Origin of the sequence: Shewanella sp. SM87, assembly GCF_025653705.1 — a bacterium.
Lineage (GTDB): Bacteria > Pseudomonadota > Gammaproteobacteria > Enterobacterales > Shewanellaceae > Shewanella > Shewanella oncorhynchi.
On record NZ_JAKKSC010000004.1, the window covers coordinates 31,789 to 54,063 of the forward strand.

Sequence of the window (22,275 nt, forward strand, 5' to 3'; positions counted from 1 at the left end):
TGCCCTGAAATGCGTGCCCCGTCGCCTTCTAGGTAATAAATCACATAGGGACGACTGCACTTATGCCAAGAAAACTGCTAATATCGGCGCAATTTTTTTGAGCTAACGAGATCAAGATGGGCAGAGCATATCAAAACAAGAAAGAATCCATGGCGAAAACAGCCGGTCAAAAAACCCGCATTTATTCACGCTACGGTAAAGAGATTTACGTTGTCGCTAAGCAAGGCGGCGTTGAGCCCGATGGAAACTTATCACTGCGTCGCTTAATTGAACGCGCTAAGAAAGACCAAGTGCCCGCGCATGTTATTGAACGCGCAATTGAAAAAGCTAAAGGCGGCGGTGGTGAAGATTACGATACCGCCCGTTACGAAGGTTTTGGTCCTGGCAACTGCATGGTCATTGTTGACTGCTTAACCGATAACGTAAAACGTACCTTCACCGAAGTGCGTCAAGCCTTCGTGAAAAACGATGCCAAACTCGGCGGCCCTGGTACAGTTGGCCACATGTTTGATCATCAAGCCGTGTTCGTGTTTGCGGGTGATGACGAAGATGCGATTTTAGAACTGCTGATGATGGCTGACGTTGATGTAAGCGATGTTGAGCTTGAAGATGGCTTAATCACAGTATACGCGCCACACACTGAATACTTTAAAGTCAAAACTGCGCTGACCGAAGCGATGCCAGAGGTTAACTTTGAATTTGACAATATCACCTTCGTACCGCAGGACATGACTAAAGTTGAAGGTGAAGATGTCGTTATGTTTGAAAAGTTTATTGCCGCACTTGAAGATTGTGACGACGTACAAAACGTCTATCACAATGCGGAAATTGATGACTAAACGTTTCTTTCGCCTGAAACAAAAACGCAGCCAAGAGCTGCGTTTTTTATTTATAGATCAAAATATTAAGCTTCAATAAAGCAGCCATGAAACCCTAGTGGCAATACCCTGTTCATTTGAGCCGAAGCGATGGGGCCCGCACTGATATCACTGGCACGAAACAAAGACAAACCAGACTGTGCATTATGGTAATCGAGCCAAGTCATCAGTAAATAGGCTTCGTGCTGCTCAGTGGCGGGGATATAGAGCGGCTCTTCGGCAATTTTGCCTTTGCCAAGATAAAACGCGCTATAGCTCGCGTCGCCAAGTGTATCCACACTGTGCTTGCTGCTGTCTTTTGCATTATGAATACAATACAGAGTGTTACTTAGCCCTGATTCAGAGTCAGATTCTGCTTCATATTTAAAGTTAGAGCTGGAGCCAGAGTTAACAGCTGAATCTGATCTTGCTCCAACGCCAAATAACGGAACAAACGCCGAAGCCCCGCCTGTTTTCTCTGCAAACGCTTTTTCACCGCTAGTTTGTTTTTTACCCATAATGTGCTGCGAAAACTGGGGAAACTCCATCATCACGCCGCTGCGGTTAATACGTGCAGAGGAAGACAAGGTCTCCGCAAACTGCGCTTTGCTAGTTGCTGTAAGTGCTACTGTGAGCGGTACTGTGAGCGGTACAGTGATAGTCACTAACTCTGCATGGGGTGTCTTAGTTTTACGCTCCCCCGTCAGTAACCCCTTCATCCCTTGGGTTAAAATAGATGAATTGGGATAGAGGCAAAGCTGCACAGAAAGTTCGTCATTCTTCTCAATGGCTTGACCAAAGTGAAACACAAATCCCGCAGGTAGCAGGTATAACTGGCGCACGCTAAAATCAGCTTTGTCGATGACTAGTAATTGCGATGGCAATTCGGGGCGCCATTTAAAGGCATCAACATAGGTTTCGCCCTCTTCATACACGCAGGATGAAATGTAAAACACCAGCTTATTCTCACTCTGCGCGAAGGCATGTAAGTAACTCGCCTGTGGCAATTCAATCACTTCCATTCTGGCTATGCTGTCATCGGGTGCCACTTGATACACAAGTAATTGCTTCTCACCACCGACATACCAGACGCCAAAATTCCATAGTCCACCTCGTCCATCATCGAGTGGATGGGCGGAAAAGGGTAAACCCTTAAACTTGTCGCCAAAGCTTTTCACGCCAAGCGTGGTTAAGGTCTGAGCATCGAGTCGATAGGGTGACCCCGCCTCCCATAAAGCGAGCAACTCGCCGTGGCGCGGCAATAAACTGGTATTGGCCACATTCAAGTCATCGTTATTTCGAATAGGTAAAGCATTGGGGATCACTGTGCCTGCGGTCGTGTACTTAAACGCGCCAGCGGCCTCTTCGACTTTAAACTTCTTTGTTTGGATGAACTTGGCCTGATGCTGAATTTGCCCATTGCTCACACTAAACTGTTGCACCATGCCATCGCCATCGAACCAATGCTGATATGCCTTACCTGCCCGAGACATTTTCGCTGGCCCATTACGATATAGATTCCCACTCAACTGCGCTGGCCACTCACCCGAAACCTGCATAGTCAGTGGCTGATAGTCACCTTCAGCACCACTAAATCCAATAGCCCAAGGCTCACGTGCGACCGTTTGTGCGCTATCCAGCGCCAATAACTTATCCACTGAACTGGCCCAAACAGCGGTCGTCATTAGGACGGCTGAGCCTGCTAGAAATTGACGTCTATCCATGGTGCAGCCCCCTCTTAGCGAATGTGTATAGTGATTTGAGCATCGGCCTGCAAACTAAAGCTGGCGTCTTTAAAGCTCGCAGGTCCAAAACTGCCGGCGTTATTGCTAAAGCCATAGCCTTCACTCGGCACACCTAACATATTGGTATCTAAACTGTGATTGTTGTTTTCATCATGAAAGACCTTTACCGCGTATTGGCCATCGGCGAGATCGCTAAATACCAGCCTATGCTCTGTCTTAGTGACGGGTTTTATCATAGACGCGCTAGGATTATGGCCTGCAGCGTAATCCTCGGCATTGGCATAAAGCTCAACCATCAAGGCGCCGGTTTGTACTTGAATATTATCGATATCGACAGTCAAGGTATGTGCCTGGCTCTCAGCCGACATGCTTCCTGCCGACACACTTCCAGCCGACAAGAGCGAGCAAGCTAAGCCTGCGCCCCAAATCGCTGATAACGCCCTTTTCGTCTTATTAGCTTGGGAAAACTGTGTTTTTGTCATAGCCGAGTTCACGTGTTTCATGTCTTACTCCTGTTATTTGCGCTCATAAGTAACTGCGATGGAGTTAGCTTAAAAAATCACAGGACGAAAAACAGGTGCCAAAAGTCATGAAACAAAATGATAACAACATGACTTTTGGCATAGTGACATCTGGCGGTGATACCCTAGAATGGTCGGCAGAATTGGATTAAGGAATAGACATTCGTGCTAGAAAATCGATTAGCGAAAGAAGAAAACATGTTGATTGCCGCTGGAGTGCTCACTTGGGCATTAGTCGCTTGGGTTGGGATAAACCAAGCCGCATTACATACATGGCAAGGCATGCTCAATGTAACACTTTATGGGCTGTATTTAGTGCAATTTATACTGATAGCTACCGATAAAGTTGCGCATAATAATATTCAACTTCGCCGCATAACCACGCTAGTGATGCCGTTGACCGTGATGAGCTTAATGCTCACAGCAAACAACGCATTACTGCCTATCCTCTTCGTCATTTGGGCGTCACTGTTGCCTGAGTTTTTTAGTCGTCGCCAAGCCATTTCACAGCTAGTGTTGGTCAATGTTGTTTATTACCTACTGCAGCAATGGCAATTGCATGAACAAAGCAATGTGTTCAATATTTTGATTTATCTTGGTTTTCAATTCTTTGCCTACAGCAGTAGCCAAGCAAGGCTTTCTGAACGTAAATCACGTTTGATACAAGAACAGCTAAACCAACAACTTATTGCCACTCGCGCGCTGCTGAGCCAAGCCAGCGAACAGCAAGAAAGATTAAGGATATCACGCGATTTGCACGACATTCTCGGCCACCAACTCACAGCGCTTTCCCTGCAATTGGAAGTACTAAGCCATACAGCGCCCGAGGAGCTCAAACCTCAAGTTAACCAAAGTAAATCCTTAGCTAAAGAGCTACTTGAAAGTATTCGCGCCGTCGTCAGGGCGCAAAGAGTGCAAGTCGGATTGGATTTAGTCCCCCCTCTTGAGGCGTTGATGACCCGCTTACCCTGCGTCACTCTCACCTGCAAAGCAATGAAACCACTGCAATCAGCCGAACTGACTCAGGCACTACTGTTAGTGCTGCAGGAAGGCATCAGCAACGCCGTTCGTCACGGCAAGGCGAATCAACTGCAATTGAGCATGCAAGACTCCCAAAGCGCGCTGGTATTGCAACTAAGCGACAACGGCATGGGGCTAACACGGGGAGCCGCGCGAAACGCATCAGCTAAAAGCGGCACAGGGCTAAACGGTACAGGACAGTTCGGCACTGGGCAGTTCGGTACTGGGCTCGGCGGCATGCAGGAAAGGCTACAACCCTTTAATGGCACCTTGGAGTTAAGGGCAAATGACTCGGCGTCCGGTTGCCAACTCACCCTCACACTCCCAGCACTCGCTTAACTTTTTATTAAAAAAATCTTTGGAATAGCTATGGATATGCAAAACAACACCATCAGTGTCGGTTTAGTGGAAGATCAGCAATTGGTTCGCCAAGGGATCGCTAGCCTGCTCGCTATTTCCGACAACATTCGCGTGTTATGGCAAGCCGAAGACGGTCAAGATGCACTCAAAAAGCTTGCCAGCAATCCCGTCGATGTGCTGCTCAGTGATATCCGTATGCCAAATCTTGATGGTATCGCCATGCTCAAACAGATACGGCAAAGTGCCAATCGCTTACCTGTCATCATGTTAACCACCTTCGACGACAGTGAGTTATTCCTCAATAGTTTACAGGCGGGAGCCAACGGCTTTTTGCTCAAGGACGTGTCACTCGACAAGTTACTGCACGCCATCGAAACCGTCGCCAAAGGCGGCTACTTGATAGAGCCTTCGGTACTCAAACAGATGAGTGAGCCTAAACCTGCACCTAGCATTGGGGTAACTAGAAATGAATTATTGTCGGAACGGGAGCGGGAAATTCTCAGTTTTATGGCAGGCGGCTTCTCCAATAAAGAAATCGCCAATGCGGTATTTTTAGCCGAGGGCACAGTGAAGAATCATGTCTCTAACATACTCACTAAACTCGATTGCCGAGACCGTACCCAAGCTGTGCTCAAGGGATTGCAACTGGCATTGATTTAACCCATTAGCATTAAACCAAACCCTATTGCCAACAAAAAGGGCCATTTAAGGCCCTTTTTGTGCTCATCTAAAGCGATGAGTTATGGCTAAAACCTAACGAAGATCCATCTCTTGGATAATTTCATGGGCAATAGCTGGCGTTGTACAGCTCGGGGTTTCATGCAAATCCGCTTTTAGCTGACCTTTACGGTGCTTAAGTGCTGCATCTAATTTTTTCGATGCGGCTTTGATTGCTGGGTACATAACCTCATCGGTACCTGAAGCAGAAATACGGCTTCCTTCATAATTCGTACGAAGCTCAACCTGATACTCGCCATGCTCTTTCGCAATAATAATGTCCAGTGCGATCAGAGAGGGGAAATGGGTGGCGATTTTTGCAAATTTTTCGTTAACATCTTCTCTAATAGAATCAGTAACATCGACGTGGTGACCAGAAATATTTATTTTCATAGGTTGTCCCTTTTAGTGTCATTACTTTTATTTTTGCTTCACTAATAGAGCTTGGGGCATGCAGGATAAAACACAAGGGTTATTGGCAAATATTTCGGTCAACTCAGGTATTAGCATCTCCTAAATGTGACCTCCATCAAGAAGTCAAAAATAAAACAGCGAGAAAAACATGATTAAGTGATTGATTTATAAACAGGCATTAATAATAAATCAATCACAAAATGCAATACGACATAAGGTAAATACGCTTAATATTTACGTTGCACACTCTGCTGCCAAAACTGTTGGGACAAATGATGCGTCTTGGTCGATAAACGCGACACTTGATCACCCCGCGCTGCCGCATCGAGCGTCTGCTCTAAACTCTGCTGAGCCAAGTCGCTGATCACATGGATGGCTCGGCTAATTTCTGCGGCCACCGAAGTCTGCTGCGTCATCGCCGCCGCATTATCATCACTCAAAGAATTAATTCGCGAAATAGATGAAAGCAACTCGCCAAAAGCCACACTCGCATCTTGCGCTAAGCTTACCGAACGTTTTACCTGTTCCTGCCCCGCCATCATGGTCGAGGTCGCCCTTTGAGTGCTTTCCCTAAAACGGCTAACAATTAACTCAATTTGCGAGGTGGATTGGCTAGTACGACTCGATAACTGCCTGACCTCATCGGCCACCACGGCAAAACCACGACCACTCTCCCCTGCCCGTGCCGCTTCAATTGCCGCATTTAAGGCTAATAAGTTAGTTTGGTCGGCAATGGCACGTATGACTTCGAGCACTTGGTGAATCGCACTGCTATCTTGTTCAATAGCTTGTACAACATCGGAAAAGTGGCTCACTTGTACACTTAACTGATGTATCGCATCAATAACCGTTTCTAAACGAGAATGCCCGCGTTGAGCCGCCTCATGGCTCGACACCATTTCCGAGGCAGTGCGATGAATGTTTCCCGTTACTTCAGCAAAACTGGCACTCATCTGCTCCATCGCAGTCGCAGCTTGCGTGGTTTGTTCACTCTGACTATCGGCATGCTCCCAAGTGTTTGTAATGGTTTGTTTAAGGCTGACACTTTGTGCTTGGATCTCACTGGCAGAATCAGCCATACGGCCAACAACGCCACCAATTTCAGTGATCAAAAAACGTAGGGCGAGGTCTAATTTACCGATCTCATCTTGGCGGCCGGTGTACACGCCCGTAGCGACGGGATCGTCAATAATGTTAGTTGCCATAGACACAAGCTTTTGCAGCGGCTGCATCAGGTAATACCATGCTAGGCACGCGAGACTCATTCCCACCATCGCGGCAACTATGGGGGAATAACTGGCAATTATCGCCGTAGCCGTAATCGAAACCAACATGGCCAGCAGTATTTTGCCACTGAAACCTAACCTATCTTTACGCAACACTTTAGGTTGCTTGCCCTGATTAATATCACTGTAAATACTCTCAGCGGCTTTAATCTGCTCAGGGGTAGCTTGGCGACGAACAGATTGATACTCATGAACTTTACCATCTTCATACACAGGCGCAACGTAGGCATTCACCCAATAATAGCCGCCCGTTTTGGTGCGATTTTTAACTATCCCCATCCAAGGTTTTCCCTGCTTAATTCGCTCCCAGAGGATCTTAAATGCAGCCGCAGGCATATCTTGATGGCGCACTATGTTATGTGGATTCCCTTGCAACTCAGCAACACTAAACCCACTGATCTGCGAAAAGGTCTGATTCACATATTTAATGTTTCCCTTCAGATCCGTCGTTGATAGTAAAATCGCATTATCTGACAGGTGTGTTTCACCATTTGTAGAATTTTTATGCATAGGGTTATCAGGCTAGGTCTCGGTAAAAAAGATAACGCATTCTGCCAAAACCGTCGTCTATCAAAATTGATAAAGCTCACATTGGCAGCATAAAAATTAACCTAACGCTAAACAAGCAGTAACCACTAAACACATATCAACAAATAAAAACAAACAATTGTGACAGGGCGCTCGTTACGCTACATACGTTAAACTCGTCACCCTACACTCGCTAAAGCAGATCAGCTTAAGATCACAAATTCACATTCGAATCTAAATGATATCGTTTATCATTTGAATTAACTAAGTTATACTTCTCGCGGTTAGCTATCTACTGCTATAGAAATGCATTCGTCGTTAAGCCAAAAAGCTCAAGCACACTTTGCAGAATCAACAGTAACGGATAGCCATAACAGACCCATATTGGCTCGAAATGAGAAGTGGCACTTATGTCTAATACACCCGCGTTTGAAACCTCAACGCAATCTTCTACAACCCAAATGCGCTCGTTCTCGCTGATTTCGCGGGGAATTGTGCAATGGTTTAAGCAAGAGCAATCGCAGTTTGCCTTCAAAGTCTTTGCGCGTGCGAGTGCCGCTCTACTGGCGGGTTATGTTGCGGCAGCAACCTTGGCTTGCCTGCTGACATTAGTGCTACCTATGCCGCGCTTTGAAAGCACGATAACAGCCAATATGTTAGCTTTCCTGTTTTATGCCATTGCTATTATTTATGCCTTTTGTGTGCGTAAAACCTGGCATGCGTGGCGAGATTTAGGCTTAGTGAGTTTGTTATGTTTTGGATTGATCAAGGTATGTGGGCAATAAGATGAAAGAGACATTTTTTAGAACTTTATCTTGGCTACATACCTGGGCAGGCTTGCTGGTATGTTGGGTATTATTGTTGATCTTTTTTGCGGGTAGCTTGAGTTATTTTCGCCATGAGATCAGCCTTTGGAATGAACCCGAATTACACAAAGGGGTTTATCAAGACTACCGAGCCGATACACTCGAAAACCAATTAGATAAAGGTCAAAGTTACATAGAAGCGCATTCGCCGGCAACAGCGCAGCGCTGGATGATAGGTTTTCCAACTGAACGAACCCCCTTTCAAAGCGTTAGCTGGCAACTGCCACCAGAAAAAGGTCAGCGTCGTGGCAAGACTGAAGAACATGTAGCCTTAGCAGATGGCAGCGGCATGATCTCTGAAGTGCGTGAGAGTCGCGGCGGTGATTTCTTCTATCGTCTGCACTTTGACTTGCACTATATGTCCGCTATTACAGCGCGTTATATCGTCGGCGTTTGCACTATGTTTATGCTGATCGCCCTTATCAGTGGCATAGTGATCCACAAACGGATCTTCAAAGATTTGTTCAGTTTTAGACGGGATAAAGGCGCTCGCTCTTGGCTAGACGCGCACAATGTGAGCTCTGTCATCGCCCTGCCCTATCATTTGATGATCACTTATACAGGGCTTATTACCCTAATGCTTATCTATATCCCATGGACGGTTAATACCGCCTATTCGGGTGATAACCAAGCTTTTTTAAAAGAACTTAATCCCGCCAGACAAACCGAGAAAGCTGCAGGGATTAGTGCGCCACAGGTGCAACTAAGCCAATTATTACCTCAAGTGAAAGCCGCATGGGGCGATGCGCCAATTAAGCAAGTGATAGTGTCATACCCTAAAGATCAAAATAGCCAAGTGACCTTTTACCAAAACACAGGTAAAGATGTGACCGATGAAGCCAATATTTTGATATTCAACGGGGTAAATGGTGAGCTTAAATATACCAGCCCGCACGAAGCCTCAGGAGCCTCCGCGACTTACGATACTATGATGTCGCTGCACACGGCACGTTTTGCCGCCCCGCTGCTAAGATTTTTATTCTTTTTCTGCGGTTTATTAGGCTGCGCTATGATCGCGACAGGCACTTTGATGTGGGCCATTCGTCTACGTCAAAAACAGCAAAAATTGATCGATAAAGGCGAGAAACCAAGCTTTGGATTACGTTTAGTTGAAGGGTTAAACTTCATGTTTATCTTAGGACTACCCTTAGGCACTGTAGCCTTCTTTTACGCCAATCGTCTCTTATCGACAAGTTTTGCAAGCCGCTCTGAATGGGAAGTTCACAGTTTCTTTCTCGCGTTAGCGGCAATGGGAGTTTGGGCTTTCTTGGGTCGTTCACGTCGCCAGTGGCAAACCGCATTACGACTCACAGGGACCTTGTGCTGTGCGCTGCCCGTGCTCAATGCCTTCACATCACCAAGCAATATCATCGACAATATCCAATCCCACCAATGGGCTTTAGTCGGATTTGACGTGCTCGCAGTGCTACTTGGTGGCGCTATGCTATTTGCCAGTAAAAGAGTGACTTTGATTGCTAAGGCCCCCGCTAAACGCCCAGCAAAAGCAAAAAATGCACGTAGAAGCGAATCCCAAACATCCCTTGCCAGCGACCTTAGTTCGTCATCTTCATTGGAGGAAGCCAAATCATGATGCCAGAATTTATTCCCCTACTTGGGATCTTAGGTTTGAGTTATCTTTCCCTCGCCCTGTTTGCCTTAGCTAAATTTGGTCACTTCAAAGATGTGTTCAATCGTCCACCAGCACAATGGCAAAGTCGTTTGCTAACCTTGTTTGCTTGGTTACTACTAGCATTTAGCTTAAGTGCCTGCGCGAGCGATCAGGGCTGGGCCTACGGGAGCATTTTGTTTATGGGAATAATTTCCCTCGCGGCAATGCTGGTCATCCTAACGTTAAGCTACAGCCCGCGCCATTTACCGATAGGAATCGTCACTGGCAGCGTGCTCACTGGCACTCTATTACTGAGTGCTGGGATCTAATGTCCAGCTAACACTGGCATGGCGATCATGGCTAAGTGAGCACCGCTAGGCTATAGTGCCCTGATGTCCTTCAGATAGGAGAAAATAATGGGCTTTAACTTAACGGTTAACTGGCAAACCTCGCCCGCCGAAGAAGGCGAATTTTGTCGAGACCACAGTATTACCTTTGGCAGCGGCCAGACGATTCAAGCCTCGTCGGCACCGGAATACAAAGGCAATGGGCAAAATGTCAATCCAGAGGAAAGCCTGTTGGCTGCATTATCCTCATGCCATATGTTGACCTTTCTAGCAATTGCGCATCTTAAGCGCTTACCTGTAACCTCCTATGTGGATAATGCCACTGCAGAGCTGGGTAAAAACGAGGCGGGCAAGTTGGCCGTGACAAAGATGGTGCTCAATCCTAAGGTCATTTTCGCTGAAGGGGCCGAAGTCAGCCAAGAAACCCTTGAGAAAATTCACGAGAAAGCACATGCAAATTGCTTTATCGCTAATAGTTTAGCAGCAGATATTCAAATCAAGTTTTAGGATTTGAGCAGATCTTTATGGCCCGCTGATGGTTTTCCTAAGCGGGCTTTTTTATTGCCGCACCGTAACTCAATACCTGTCCGAATCATTGCTATCACCGAATTATCCGCGCCACCTAACCATCCACAGAGTCTAACTTTTCACCATTATTCAGCTCAGGTCCAGCTTTTAAACAGTACGATATAAGCCAATCTTAGCTTGGTATCATCTGTTGGAGTTAAAAGATGCACATTCAACCACTGCGAAATTCCCCGTCTGTCAGCCCACAAAAAAATGTCTCTAATGCTGAATTTGCACAGGTTAAAAATCCAGTTCAAACCAGCGCACCAGCATCAACTGATACAGTAACGCTTTCTAGCGATGCAAAACAATTGGCGGCAAATGCGCAAAAACCAGCAGAAATGCCAGCACTGAGGGACAACATAGAAACCTTAGTCGAATTGAAACACGCGAAGATGAAGTATCAAGTGATCGCCGACATGACCAATTTAGCGACAGGAACGAGCCAAGGAATTTCAGCGCCAACGGCCTATTATCTAAGCCATAACGAAGACGCGAGAGCAATGACAGTTAATCACCTTGCCCAACAACAGCAAGTGAACACTATGCAAACCTATGCGGAAACAAGTAAAAATGGGAATAGAAGTATTAATGAATGGGCATAAAAATGGGTGTTGTCTCGGGAACCAAGAGACAACACCCTAACTTTGTACGCGGATATGCTAGCCGAGATACCTTAAATTTCGGTTAAATACTGAATTTAAATATCAATTACTTAGCTTTAATATCCTGTGCCATACCTTTTACAGGCAAAGGTTGCACTTTTAAGGCTGGGATTGGCTGTTTAACCAACTCATCCTTTAAATAACTTATTGCAGTTTCAAGCTGCGTATCTTTTCCATTAAAGGTAGCAAAAGGTAAGTTATCGACTTCAATATCCGGCGTTACGCCATGGCCTTCAAGCACCCAGCGGCCATCCATTGCATACTGTGGATACTCGGCCACCCGCGCCATCCCTTTATCAGTCAACGCATTTCGCCCAGATAACCACACGCCCGCCCCTGCCGTTTGCTTACCAATTAAGGGCGCAATACCGAGCGCTTTAATCCCTGCGGAGAAGGTTTCGCCGTCGGAATAGGTCAGTTCATCGGTTAACACCACTAAATGACCACGGAAAGTTTGCTGCATATTGGTGTTTGGCGTGCCATGGGTGGGTTGCCAAAACGCCCAAGCGCGGCGTAGTAACTTCTCGATAATCCAACTGTCAATATTGCCACCGCGGTTACGGCGAACATCGATAATCAAACCCTCTTTATCGTAGTTGGCATAAAACTCACGGGCGAAACTTTCAATATCACCACCGCCCATGGCATATAAGTGCAAATAACCCATCTTGCCCTGACTTGCATCCTTGACCACAGCCGCATTATGGCTCACCCAATCTAAGTAACGTAATTGACTGTCCACCACAGCACTAACGGGCATGACGATGGTTTTATGGGTTTGGCTACCACGCTTAAGCTGCAGCAAGACTTGCTTGTCCTGCTGATTACGTAAAAGACGCGTGACATCAGCTACATTCGCCACTGGCGTGCCATTGATAGCCAGCAGCATATCACCTTCTTTAGCATCGACTTCGATACGATTTAACGGTGAAGCATTAGCCGGTAACTCAGGATCATTACTATAAATGTGCGCGATTTTAACGCCATCTGCAGTTTGTTGTAGGCGCGCGCCAAGGCTTGCCGCTTTAGCCGCATCGGGATCTTGAGGTATGTCACCACCGCGCACCTGTGAGTGCAAAGAATCTAACTCGCCCATCATTTGCATGAAGATGTCATTCAGTTCGTTACGATCGGTCAGGCGATCGAGCAAAGGCTGATACTTAGCCTTGGTCGCTTGCCAATCGAGGCCACGCATCTTCTTGTCGAAGAAGGATTCCCTGTGCATCAACCAAGCATCTTCAAACATTTGTTGCCATTCAAGCTGCGGAGAAATCGCTAACTGCCATTGTTCCGTTTGCACTTTGGTATTATCCGTATCGCCTAATTTATCGCCGCCATCAACAATCAGAAGTGATTTCTCATTACTGTGCTTACGTAGCATCAGCTTTTTACCATCGGCAGAAACCTCATATTGGCCAATGTCCTCGGCAAAAACCTCGACTTTGGGGCTTAATCGGTCTAATTTGATGGTCATTAAATTAGGTGCGACATCGTCACCAATAGCTTGATCTAACAAATAAAGTCTATCATCGACGACGCGCAGCTTACTGTAATTGCCTGAATCGACAGGCACCTGCCATAAACGCTGGGAGATCCCTGCCCAATCGATTTTCACTGGACTCGGTTTATCCTTAGCATCGGTTTTTTCAACTTGATTAGATTCGAGTTCATTGGGTTTACTAAAGGGGAATTTGGCATTTTTGACCAGTGCGATGGCAAAAATTTGGCTGCGTTTATCAAACACAGGGCCCATGTTTCTATCGCCCCAAGGTGAACTTGGTGTTGCGCTGAATTGGCGATTCGATAGGAAATATAGCCACTGGCCGTCACTGCTAAAGGTTGGCGAATAGGACTCGTATTTGTCGCTGGTGAGCGTCTCGGCCTTATTTTCATCCACAGAATACAGGACGACTTGCGGACGTTGTTTACCTATTTCCGACTTAGTTAATGCAATAAAACGGCTGTCACCGGACCAGCGGATATCGGCGTAAGGCCCAAGTCCCTCGCCGTTAGTGATGATTTTTTGATTGGTATTTTTCTTTAAGTCGAGCAGCCAAACGTTACCATCGTTATCGTCGTGGGCGATAAATCGACCGTCACTAGACAAATTAAGACTCATTCTTAAAGTATGACCGTCTTTGGTTAACTGTTTAGCGCCACTGCTGCCATCAGCAGGGAATTGCCAAATTTCCTGCTGACCTGTTATGTCGCTAATCGCATAAACCGACTTGCCATCTTGGCTCAACACCGCTTCCCTTACGCGATAAGTCCCCGGCAGTGCAACTTGAACTAAACGCGAGCCATCAATACCCGCGATCGCCACGTGGCTGCGGGCGGTGATCACCACTTTATCGCCAGCGGGGGCCAAATTAGTCGAAGAAGCGTAATCCATAGGCTCTGTCACCCAATGCTCACGGCGCTCGGCAAAATCGGAAATGAGTTCAATATTGAGTAACGAGTCTTTAGCGGCCGCAATATCAAACACATGGATGTCCGCACCTAACTGGAATACCACTTTGCCTTGGTCCATCCGCGCACCGCGGACTTGCCAATCTTTAAATTGAGTCAACTGTTTTGCACCTGAACCATCGAGCGCACTCGACCAGAGGTTGTCGTTGCCATCGCTGTCGCTAATAAAATAGAGTCTGTCCTGCCATAGCATAGGTTGGCGCACTGAGCCGTCGTGTTGGCCGCTGAGCAACTGTGCTTCGGTTTTGCTGCCGAGTTTAAAGCGCCATAATTCACCTTTTGCACCGCCACGGTACACTTTGGCATTATCGCCAGTCACTTGCAGACCAAAGCGGGTGAAGTACACGTATTCATTGCGATCATCAATCACACCTTCAACTGCATCGGCTAAGGGTAAATCTGTGGTGGTGAGGGTTTGAGGATCGACGCTGCGCAGCATCCAATTATTAGCAGGACCAAAGCCCGTGTCGGTGGAATATAAAATCTCACCTTTGGCAGTCCAGCCCTGAACTCGTACACGGCTATTCTCAAAACTCACCCGTTTAGCCACACCGCCCGTAATGGGGATCACATACACTTCGCTCGCGCCTTCATAGTTGGCAACATAAGCAACCCACTTACCGTCGGCCGAAATAGTCGCCCCTAGCTCTTCCGCAGGTAAACTCGTTAAGCGAGTAGCCGCTTTTTGACCTAAGGTCTGAGTCCATAAATCCCCTTCTGCAGTAAAGACTAAGGTTTGATCGTGCAACGCGGGCGCACGGTAATACCCTTGATTGCTCACCGCATCGGCAGCGATGGTTTGGAACGCTGTTAATGTGCCTAGGGCAAGCATACAGCAGGCGACAGAATGGCGAAGTTTCATGTATGACCTCTATCCTATTGTTATTTTTTAGCAATAGACTCTTTACTACGAGATTTTGCTAGCAGATTTAGCGAAGAAATTCTTGCCATGGGCTTTTGTAAAAAACCACAATCAAGTCCAAAGCATGACAATTGAGCCCAACAAGCTAGCAGAATTTGATAGAGAGTTCAGTAACTTCAAGTCAGAGAAGTTTTAGCAAATGTGTCACATCTTAAATCGCGGAGGAACAACTGAATAAAAGACAAGATTCTTTAGAGGAAAACATCAAAGATCATAGCGTTACCATATTGCACTAGGATAAAAATATACCAGAGTCGGACATGAGTGGCTAACGTGAAGGGCTAATGTTAAGGGCTGACATACAGCGTCTTTAGCGGACTGTTTAGGCGGCTCATATTAGACTGTTTCACCAGTGTCATTTGTTGCCATTTATTGATCACTCGTGCAATTTCACCGTTATCCATCAATGCCTTAATCGCATGATTAAACTGCTCTAACTGGCTTATCTTGATACTCGCTTTACTGAACATTAAATGAATATGGTTTTGATCTAACACTAACTTAAGTGGTACTAGCTTGATGCGTTGATGCTGGCTGGCGATATAGGGCATAGCTAAGGTATCTCCGACGATCATATCTCCCCTACCGTAGATAAGCATTTGCACAGACTTATCTGAGTCGGGACTTAATACTAACAAGTGCTCCTGCTCTAATCGATATTGAGATTCTTGATAATCTGCACCATACCAACCGCTAGAAGGGACAAGTAGACGCAATTTTTGGGTAAAAATGTCCTCCCATTTATCGATATTAATCTGATCTTTTTGCTCATCGAGTACAAATAAGCGCAGCTCTTCATCCCGGTAATAGGTTGAAAAAAGAGCATAGTTTTGACGTTCATCCGTCATAGTCGCTCCCATCAACACATCTAACTGTCCTGCTCGCAACATCTGATGCGAGCGCTTAGCGGGCACATTAATAAAATGAACTTCACAACCAAGATACACTGCAAATGCCCGCATCAGATCCACATCTAAGCCTTGGGCTTCTCCTTGAGGATCTTGCCAAGCATAGGGAGGCCAATCGTTGTAACCGACTTTAATCGTGTTCTTACAAGGTAAAGAACTATTGACCTGCGACGCACTTACAGCGGGCAAGACTAAAAAAAACATAAATAAGACAGGAACGTATTTAAACCATGGCATAGGCTAAGTTACTTGCCTCTTAAGTTGATGATCCTCTCTTGATTAAGATGAAGTATAACGATTCAGCGTCAGACTTCCGCGAGGGAGTTCTACCTCAGTAAGCGTAGTTGTCACTTAGATAGCGCGCCATAAACACCGGCGAGATCACAGTAATTAGCCTAAAAAAGGGCGAGGAATTATAACAAAAAAGCACAACAGCCAAGAGTGAGATCTAAACGACTCACTATGCTGCGATAAAGGCTAAGCCTGAACGCAGGGGATAAAATAAAGTTTTATAAATTTAAATCAGACACTTATAAATAATAGCAACAACTTTAGTGGGATCCCCCATATCGACTTGTAACCAAACTATGTGTGTTCCCCCCAATTCCTCACCCTGAGCCGTGGCGGACTCTTTAGCTTCATCAAGCCGGTTTTCATGGCGGCTCACCCCAGTGACTAAAGCAAAACTATCGCAGTGGGTGACTTCAAAATCGTAGGCCACGTTAATGCGACGATATAGTTCATGCTGCTTGGTCGCACATCCAGATATTAAAACGCAAAAACATGTACTTAACAGAAAAAATTTAGACAAATCAATTAACCCACAGATTAAACACGCGGGTGAACATAACTAATTGCAATAGATAAAATTGTGAACAATGTCACATATAAGAAACCAAGGATAATACAGAAAGTTACAAATATTAATTAAATATCATGTAGTTAACTAAGGGTTGTTTTATGTTCACTGGTAACACAAGCTCATCAATTCCTCACCATAAAACTCACACTTGTAAAAAAAGGGAGCCAAGCTCCCTTCCTGCTTTTACGCCATGTTATTCCACTGCTAGGCAGACATCAGTAGGGCTAAAGCCCTTAAGCTAATATTTTGAATAAATGCACTTTTAATGCAGCAAAATCTGCCGCTAATTCCGCAGATAAGATGGGCTTACTCGCAACAGCTTCAAGCTCAGGCGGCAAGGGTAAGTTAAGCGTTAACTCTCTATCCACAACATCCTTAAATTTAGCGGGATGCGCCGTCCCCAAAAATATACCCACTTCATCGGGCACTAAGGTTAAAGATAAGGCCTTAGCCGCAATCGCCGCGTGGGGCTCAGACACATAACCGTGAGCGTGTAACTCGGCCAGCGCCTGTGACGTTTGCTCCTCCGATAAGCGAATACCCACTAAGCTACTCAGTGGCCAGCCTAATTTCTCACAAATGGCTTCCACACGCGGCCAGTTACTGGGTTCACTCACATCCATAGCATTGGACATAGTCGCTTGAGTCGGATTGGGCTGCCATTGGCCATTGTCTAAATAACGCGGCACAGTATCGTTGGCATTGGTCGCGGCAATAAAGCGTTTAACTGGTAATCCCATTGCTTTAGCGAATAAACCTGCGGTGAGGTTGCCAAAGTTACCACTTGGCACTGAAATCACAGGATCGGCTTCATGGCGTTGTTTAGATTGGGCAACCGCTTCAAAGTAATAGCAAATTTGCGCGAGTAAGCGGCTGATGTTGATAGAATTTGCCGAGTTTAAGCTCAGCCCATCGCGGACTTCGGGATCATCAAAGGCGCGCTTAACCAGATCTTGGCAGGCATCGAAATCGGACGAGACGGCGACTGTATGGATATTCTTGCCCAACGTCGTGAACATCTTTTCCTGTAGTTCACTGATCTTACCCTTAGGATAGAGCACCACCACATTGACTTTCTCAAGCCCATAGAAGGCATCGGCAACCGCTGCGCCAGTGTCGCCCGAGGTCGCAGTCAGAATGGTTAAGCGCGTGTCGCCCACAAAAGCATTAACGCATTGCGCCATAAAACGCGCCCCAAAATCTTTAAACGCCAGTGTTGGACCGTGGAATAATTCGAGGCAAGCGCGCTGCTCATCGACGGCAACCAAAGGTAAATCAAAGTTAAAGGCACGCTCAACTAATTCATCGACCGCATCTTGGCCTAACTCAGAGGCAAGCCATGCGCCGAGTACTTTTTTACTGCGCTCAACGAATGGTAACGCCAGCAGTCCTTCAATATCGTCTAGTACGGGTATTTGACTAGGAAAGAACAAACCTCTGTCTTTACCTAACCCCAGTTGTACCGCTTCTTTAAAGCTCACTTTCTGCGAAGGGTGTTTTAAATTATATAGTTCCATGCTCAACTCAACCTTTTGATGCTAAACCTTAAATGCTAATTTGGGGTACTTAGTCTTAGCTAAATTAACTATTAATCGACTCTACGCGTGCCTTGCTCATCGAGGCGACACACGTGGGCAAAGCCACCCACCTCGGTGAGATAATGCGCCTCTAACCAAGCTTTAGCGGTATTTGCCGTGGCTAAATCATCGGTAATCGAAAACAGCGTTGGGCCGCTGCCCGAAATCCCCGTAGTCAACATGCCTAAATCGGCTAAAGCGGCTCTGGCCTTGTCGTAACCCGGAATCGCGGCGGCGCGATAGGGCTCGGCTAACACATCCTTTAATACGCTGATCGCAAGCTTGGCATTCTGCTGGTAAGACGCATGAACAAAGGCGCTTAAATAACGGCCAAAATCGATAGTGACACTTTTATCATATTGATCTGGCATGAGTTTGCGCATCATTGCCGTTGAAAGTGAAATCCCAGGATAGGCCACAACCCAATACCATTCTTTAAAGCTGGGTATTGCTTCGCAAACTGTACCCGGCACATTGAGCATCAATTGCATGCCGCCCAAGTAACAAGGAGCGACGTTGTCATAATGCACACTGCCGCTGATCTTCCCTTCAAACTCGCCCATCAGTTCCAGCAGTGCTTGCTCGTTATAGGGTCTATCAAAATGTTCATTCAAGGCATATAACGCCGCCACGACAGAGCTGGCACTCGACCCTAACCCACTACCGACGGGCAGGTTCTTTTCCAGTGTGAGTGCCACGCCTTCATCTGCTTTACCCTGCGCAGTTAAAAACTCCTTACTCATGGCTGTTAAGAAGAATTCGGCACATTGGTACACTATATTGTCTTTCGGATTTTCAGGCAGTTTATGGGCCCAAGCACCAGTCTGCGCCAAACTCACACCCGACGCTGCCGCGGCGATAGTCACTCTGTCGCCCAGTAAACTACCATCAATCGGCGCTAATGCTGCACCGAGTAAATCAAATCCGACGCCCACATTACCCATAGAGGCTGGAGCGTAAACGGTCAAACTCATACACTCACCTCACGAGTCCAATTCAAGGTTCTTAATACATCGGCAAAGGCACCAGCAGCGGTCACTTCAGTCCCTGCGCCATAGCCGCGTAGCACAAAGGGAATGGGCTGATAATAGCGGCTATAGAACGCCAAGGCATTTTCACCGCCTTTAACGCTATAAAGCGGATCCTGTGCATCCACTTCGGCGATACGCACACGGCACACACCATCCTCAATTTGCCCAACATAACGCAACACTTTACCTTGAGCTTTGGCCTGCGCCACTTTTGCGGCAATTGCAGCATCAACTTGCGGTAATCGTGCCATAAAGCTTTCAACATCACCTGAATCATCAAACTCGGCTGGCAATACAGATTCAACCTGCACATCACTGAGATCTAACTTTAGTCCCACTTCACGGGCAAGAATGAGCACCTTACGCGCCACATCCATACCACTCAAATCATCACGGGGATCGGGCTCAGTAAAACATTTTTCCCGTGCCAGACCAGTCGCTTCAGAAAGCGTCATACCTTCATCGAGCATGCCGAAGATAAAGGATAAAGAGCCCGATAAAATACCGTTAAATTTATGCAGTTTGTCACCCGCAAATAACAGTTTTTTCAGGTTATCGATCACAGGTAAACCCGCACCGACTGTGGTTTCGTATAAGAATTGGCGACGCTGTTTTAATGCCGTTTGGCGCAGTGCTTGATAATAAGCATAATCGCGAGTGTTCGACTTTTTATTGGGCGTGACCACATGCAAACCAGAGTTCATCACATCCAAATACAGATCCGATACTTGCTCGCTCGAAGTGCAATCCACCAGCACAGGATTCAGTAATTGTTGCTCTTTCACCCATGCAAGTAACGCTGGAATATCACAGGCTTGCTGACTATCGGAAAGCAAACTAGACCAGTTGCTTAAATCGATGCCCGCACTGTCGAGTAACATCTTGTTCGAATTCACTATACCGCAAACACGGATACTGATGTGCTGCTCTTTAAGCATGGCGGACTGTTGTTTTATCTGCTCGAGCAGGCCTGCGCCCACATTGCCGCAACCCACTAAAAACACATCTAAATACTGCTGCACATCGAAAAAGCCTTGATGACAAGCCGCCACCGCATGCTTAGTCTTACGCTGCTCGATCACAGTCGAAATCGAGCGCTCGGACGAACCTTGGGCGATGGCGATAATGTTCACGCTTGCCTGCGCTAACGCTTGGAAGAAACGCGCCGCCACTCCTTTATGGGTGCGCATGCCATCACCAATCAAGGACACAATTGCCAGTTCATGGCGCATAGCGATAGGCTCAAGCAAATCACTTTTTATTTCTAATTCAAACTCTTGCTCTAAGGCCCATTTCACTTTGGCCGAGTCAGACGTCGCCACACAGAAACTAATACTGTATTCAGAAGAACTTTGAGTGATTAAAGACACAGACACGCCGCTGCGGGAAATCGCCGCGAGAGTACGGCTCGCCATGCCAACCATGCCTTTCATGCCCGGGCCTGATATATCGAACATGGTCTGGTTATCTAAATTGGAGATAGCTTTAACCTGCAAGCCGGTTTCATCGGCTTGGTTTGATACCAGAGTGCCGGGCGCATCGGGGTTAAAACTGTTTTTGATATAACAGGGAATATGGAACTGGGCGATAGGCGCAATCGTCTTAGGATGCAGCACCTTAGCGCCAAAATAGGAGAGTTCCATCGCCTCTTGATAGCTGAGTTGTGATAATAGCTTAGCATCGGCAACCACACGGGGATCGGTATTATAAACACCGTCAACATCGGTCCAGATTTCACAGCTCGAAGCATCTAAACAGGCGGCGAGCACGGCAGCAGAATAGTCAGAACCATTACGGCCTAACGTCACCACTTTGCCCTGTTCATCGGCGGCGGTGAATCCCGGCATTACCCATACGCGCTTTTCACCTAATGCCAACGCACGAAACCTTGGCTTACTCACAGCGATATCGACCACGGATTCTAACGGCCGACCACGACCCAGAAACAAGGCGCGAGGATCGAGTTGAGCAGACGTGATCCCCTTAGATAGCATCACTTGTTCCATCAAGGCTGCAGATAAACGCTCACCTGCCACCACGATTTCAGCACGTATGCCATCGGGACACTCTTGCAGTAAGCTAATGCCACGTAATCTATCCTGCCAAATCACCAGCTGCGCATTAAGTCCAGAAAAGAGCTGTTCACTCTGCTCACTCGACAACATTGAAGTAACAGCATCTTGGTATAGCGAGGTAAATACCCGCTCAACATGCTGCAGCACAGACGAATAATCTTCACCTTTAACGGCTACATCAACCATTTCTAGTAACGCATTTGTCACAGTCGCCGGGGCCGATAGCACAGTGGCTATGGGTTCAAGCTTAGATGACTTAGCAACGATATCCGCCGCCATCGAGAATCGCTGCCAATTTGCAAGCGAGGTACCACCAAATTTCATTACTTTCATCTTGTTCTCCTGTACCGCGCCCGACTTAGAAATAAGAGCTAGAAACAAAAAAGCCCGCTTCTTTGTGGGAAGCGGGCTCATCGTTAAAATTCTTTAGGGTGTATCAGCCCGCCCCCACTGTTGTTGTAGTGGTGGTTGTAATAATGGTAGTTACTACGAAACCTAGGCTATGCATGTGTTTGGGCTAATCCATGTTAATTTCTTGATAAACAGAATTGCTTTTTTTACCCGCGCTTGTCAACCCCTAAAATGGATTATTTATAGGCAAATATTAACGCTCGATAAAATACTGCATCAAGATTCGTTAATATGAAGTTTTCTAGGGGTAAAAATGCGATTTACGCAACAGATAACTGTTGACGTCAACGTAACACGGTACGAAAAACATTAGATAATCACTTGTTTTACATCTGATTATTTATAATGCATTTTAAAATAATGCGTTATTTGTTCTACCTCATCACTCAGGCTAAATTAACAGGCTAACGAGCAAAAATCACATTACTCATCCTTTCTACCGTAAAGCACCGACAAATTTGCCTAAAAAAAACCTGTGCGATATCTAACATAAGCCACTTCAAATTATCGCCAGCACT

The 22,275-nt window shown here is 46.4% G+C and carries 18 protein-coding genes; 8 read left to right on the forward strand and 10 right to left on the reverse strand.

Annotation, left to right across the window (positions count from 1 at the left end):
• The first annotated feature begins 116 nt into the window (after positions 1–116).
• Positions 117–839 carry a YebC/PmpR family DNA-binding transcriptional regulator gene (locus L5M11_RS04275; RefSeq protein ID WP_028760779.1) on the forward strand — a complete coding sequence of 241 codons (723 nt, stop codon included), beginning with the start codon at positions 117–119 and terminating at the stop codon, positions 837–839.
• A 65-nt stretch (positions 840–904) separates the two neighbouring features.
• On the opposite strand, the gene L5M11_RS04280 is transcribed toward L5M11_RS04275, so the two are convergent.
• Positions 905–2,581, reverse strand: a complete 1,677-nt coding sequence (locus L5M11_RS04280; RefSeq protein WP_263191488.1) for a carotenoid oxygenase family protein — start codon at positions 2,579–2,581, stop codon at positions 905–907.
• Positions 2,582–2,595: 14 nt separating this feature from the next.
• Positions 2,596–3,105 carry a DUF2141 domain-containing protein gene (locus L5M11_RS04285; RefSeq protein ID WP_219234069.1) on the reverse strand — a complete coding sequence of 170 codons (510 nt, stop codon included), beginning with the start codon at positions 3,103–3,105 and terminating at the stop codon, positions 2,596–2,598.
• A 183-nt stretch (positions 3,106–3,288) separates the two neighbouring features.
• Between L5M11_RS04285 and L5M11_RS04290 the strand changes: the two genes are divergently transcribed.
• Together L5M11_RS04290 and L5M11_RS04295 are read left to right on the forward strand one after the other, a co-directional pair.
• Positions 3,289–4,482 carry a sensor histidine kinase gene (locus L5M11_RS04290; RefSeq protein ID WP_263191489.1) on the forward strand — a complete coding sequence of 398 codons (1,194 nt, stop codon included), beginning with the start codon at positions 3,289–3,291 and terminating at the stop codon, positions 4,480–4,482.
• Positions 4,483–4,512: 30 nt separating this feature from the next.
• Complete coding sequence (locus tag L5M11_RS04295; protein WP_263191490.1) at positions 4,513–5,163, forward strand: response regulator transcription factor; 651 nt, start codon at positions 4,513–4,515, stop codon at positions 5,161–5,163.
• 93 nt (positions 5,164–5,256) lie between these two features.
• Here the strand turns inward: L5M11_RS04295 and hpf are convergent, their stop codons facing one another.
• Together hpf and L5M11_RS04305 are read right to left on the reverse strand one after the other, a co-directional pair.
• Positions 5,257–5,613 (reverse strand): ribosome hibernation-promoting factor, HPF/YfiA family, encoded by a 357-nt coding sequence (hpf, locus tag L5M11_RS04300; protein WP_028760784.1) that lies wholly within the window; start codon positions 5,611–5,613, stop codon positions 5,257–5,259.
• A 248-nt stretch (positions 5,614–5,861) separates the two neighbouring features.
• Complete coding sequence (locus L5M11_RS04305) at positions 5,862–7,430, reverse strand: methyl-accepting chemotaxis protein (RefSeq protein ID WP_263146115.1); 1,569 nt, start codon at positions 7,428–7,430, stop codon at positions 5,862–5,864.
• 428 nt (positions 7,431–7,858) lie between these two features.
• Here L5M11_RS04305 and L5M11_RS04310 point away from each other — a divergent pair, with 428 nt between their 5' ends.
• From L5M11_RS04310 to L5M11_RS04330, 5 genes are all read left to right on the forward strand, one after another.
• Entirely contained in the window at positions 7,859–8,233 is a 375-nt protein-coding gene (locus L5M11_RS04310) for a DUF3649 domain-containing protein (protein WP_131523016.1), read from the forward strand.
• Between the two features lies 1 nt (position 8,234).
• A complete protein-coding gene (locus L5M11_RS04315) occupies positions 8,235–9,905 on the forward strand; it encodes a PepSY-associated TM helix domain-containing protein (protein WP_173246078.1) in 1,671 nt (556 codons plus the stop codon).
• Complete coding sequence (locus L5M11_RS04320) at positions 9,902–10,252, forward strand: DUF3325 domain-containing protein (protein WP_113940646.1); 351 nt, start codon at positions 9,902–9,904, stop codon at positions 10,250–10,252. The genes L5M11_RS04315 and L5M11_RS04320 overlap by 4 nt, the downstream gene beginning before the upstream one ends.
• An 87-nt stretch (positions 10,253–10,339) precedes the next feature.
• Positions 10,340–10,777: an OsmC family protein gene (locus L5M11_RS04325; RefSeq protein WP_263191491.1), complete on the forward strand. Its 438-nt coding sequence runs from the start codon at positions 10,340–10,342 to the stop codon at positions 10,775–10,777.
• A gap of 224 nt (positions 10,778–11,001) precedes the next feature.
• Positions 11,002–11,442, forward strand: a complete 441-nt coding sequence (locus tag L5M11_RS04330; RefSeq protein ID WP_212600000.1) for a hypothetical protein — start codon at positions 11,002–11,004, stop codon at positions 11,440–11,442.
• Between the two features lie 106 nt (positions 11,443–11,548).
• On the opposite strand, the gene L5M11_RS04335 is transcribed toward L5M11_RS04330, so the two are convergent.
• The 6 genes from L5M11_RS04335 to thrA all read right to left on the reverse strand — a co-directional run bounded on the left by L5M11_RS04335 (position 11,549) and on the right by thrA (position 21,679).
• The gene (locus L5M11_RS04335) at positions 11,549–14,833 is read right to left on the reverse strand and encodes a S41 family peptidase (protein WP_263191492.1); all 3,285 of its coding nucleotides are present in this window, start codon (positions 14,831–14,833) and stop codon (positions 11,549–11,551) included.
• Between the two features lie 347 nt (positions 14,834–15,180).
• The gene (locus L5M11_RS04340) at positions 15,181–16,038 is read right to left on the reverse strand and encodes a substrate-binding periplasmic protein (protein ID WP_263140441.1); all 858 of its coding nucleotides are present in this window, start codon (positions 16,036–16,038) and stop codon (positions 15,181–15,183) included.
• Positions 16,039–16,318: 280 nt separating this feature from the next.
• Entirely contained in the window at positions 16,319–16,612 is a 294-nt protein-coding gene (locus tag L5M11_RS04345) for a hypothetical protein (protein WP_028760793.1), read from the reverse strand.
• A gap of 284 nt (positions 16,613–16,896) precedes the next feature.
• Complete coding sequence (gene thrC / locus L5M11_RS04350; RefSeq protein WP_028760794.1) at positions 16,897–18,180, reverse strand: threonine synthase; 1,284 nt, start codon at positions 18,178–18,180, stop codon at positions 16,897–16,899.
• Between the two features lie 71 nt (positions 18,181–18,251).
• A complete protein-coding gene (gene thrB / locus L5M11_RS04355) occupies positions 18,252–19,214 on the reverse strand; it encodes a homoserine kinase (protein WP_263140443.1) in 963 nt (320 codons plus the stop codon).
• Positions 19,211–21,679, reverse strand: a complete 2,469-nt coding sequence (gene thrA, locus L5M11_RS04360) for a bifunctional aspartate kinase/homoserine dehydrogenase I (protein ID WP_263140446.1) — start codon at positions 21,677–21,679, stop codon at positions 19,211–19,213. Before thrA ends, thrB begins: the two co-directional genes overlap by 4 nt.
• Between the last annotated feature and the right edge of the window lie 596 nt (positions 21,680–22,275).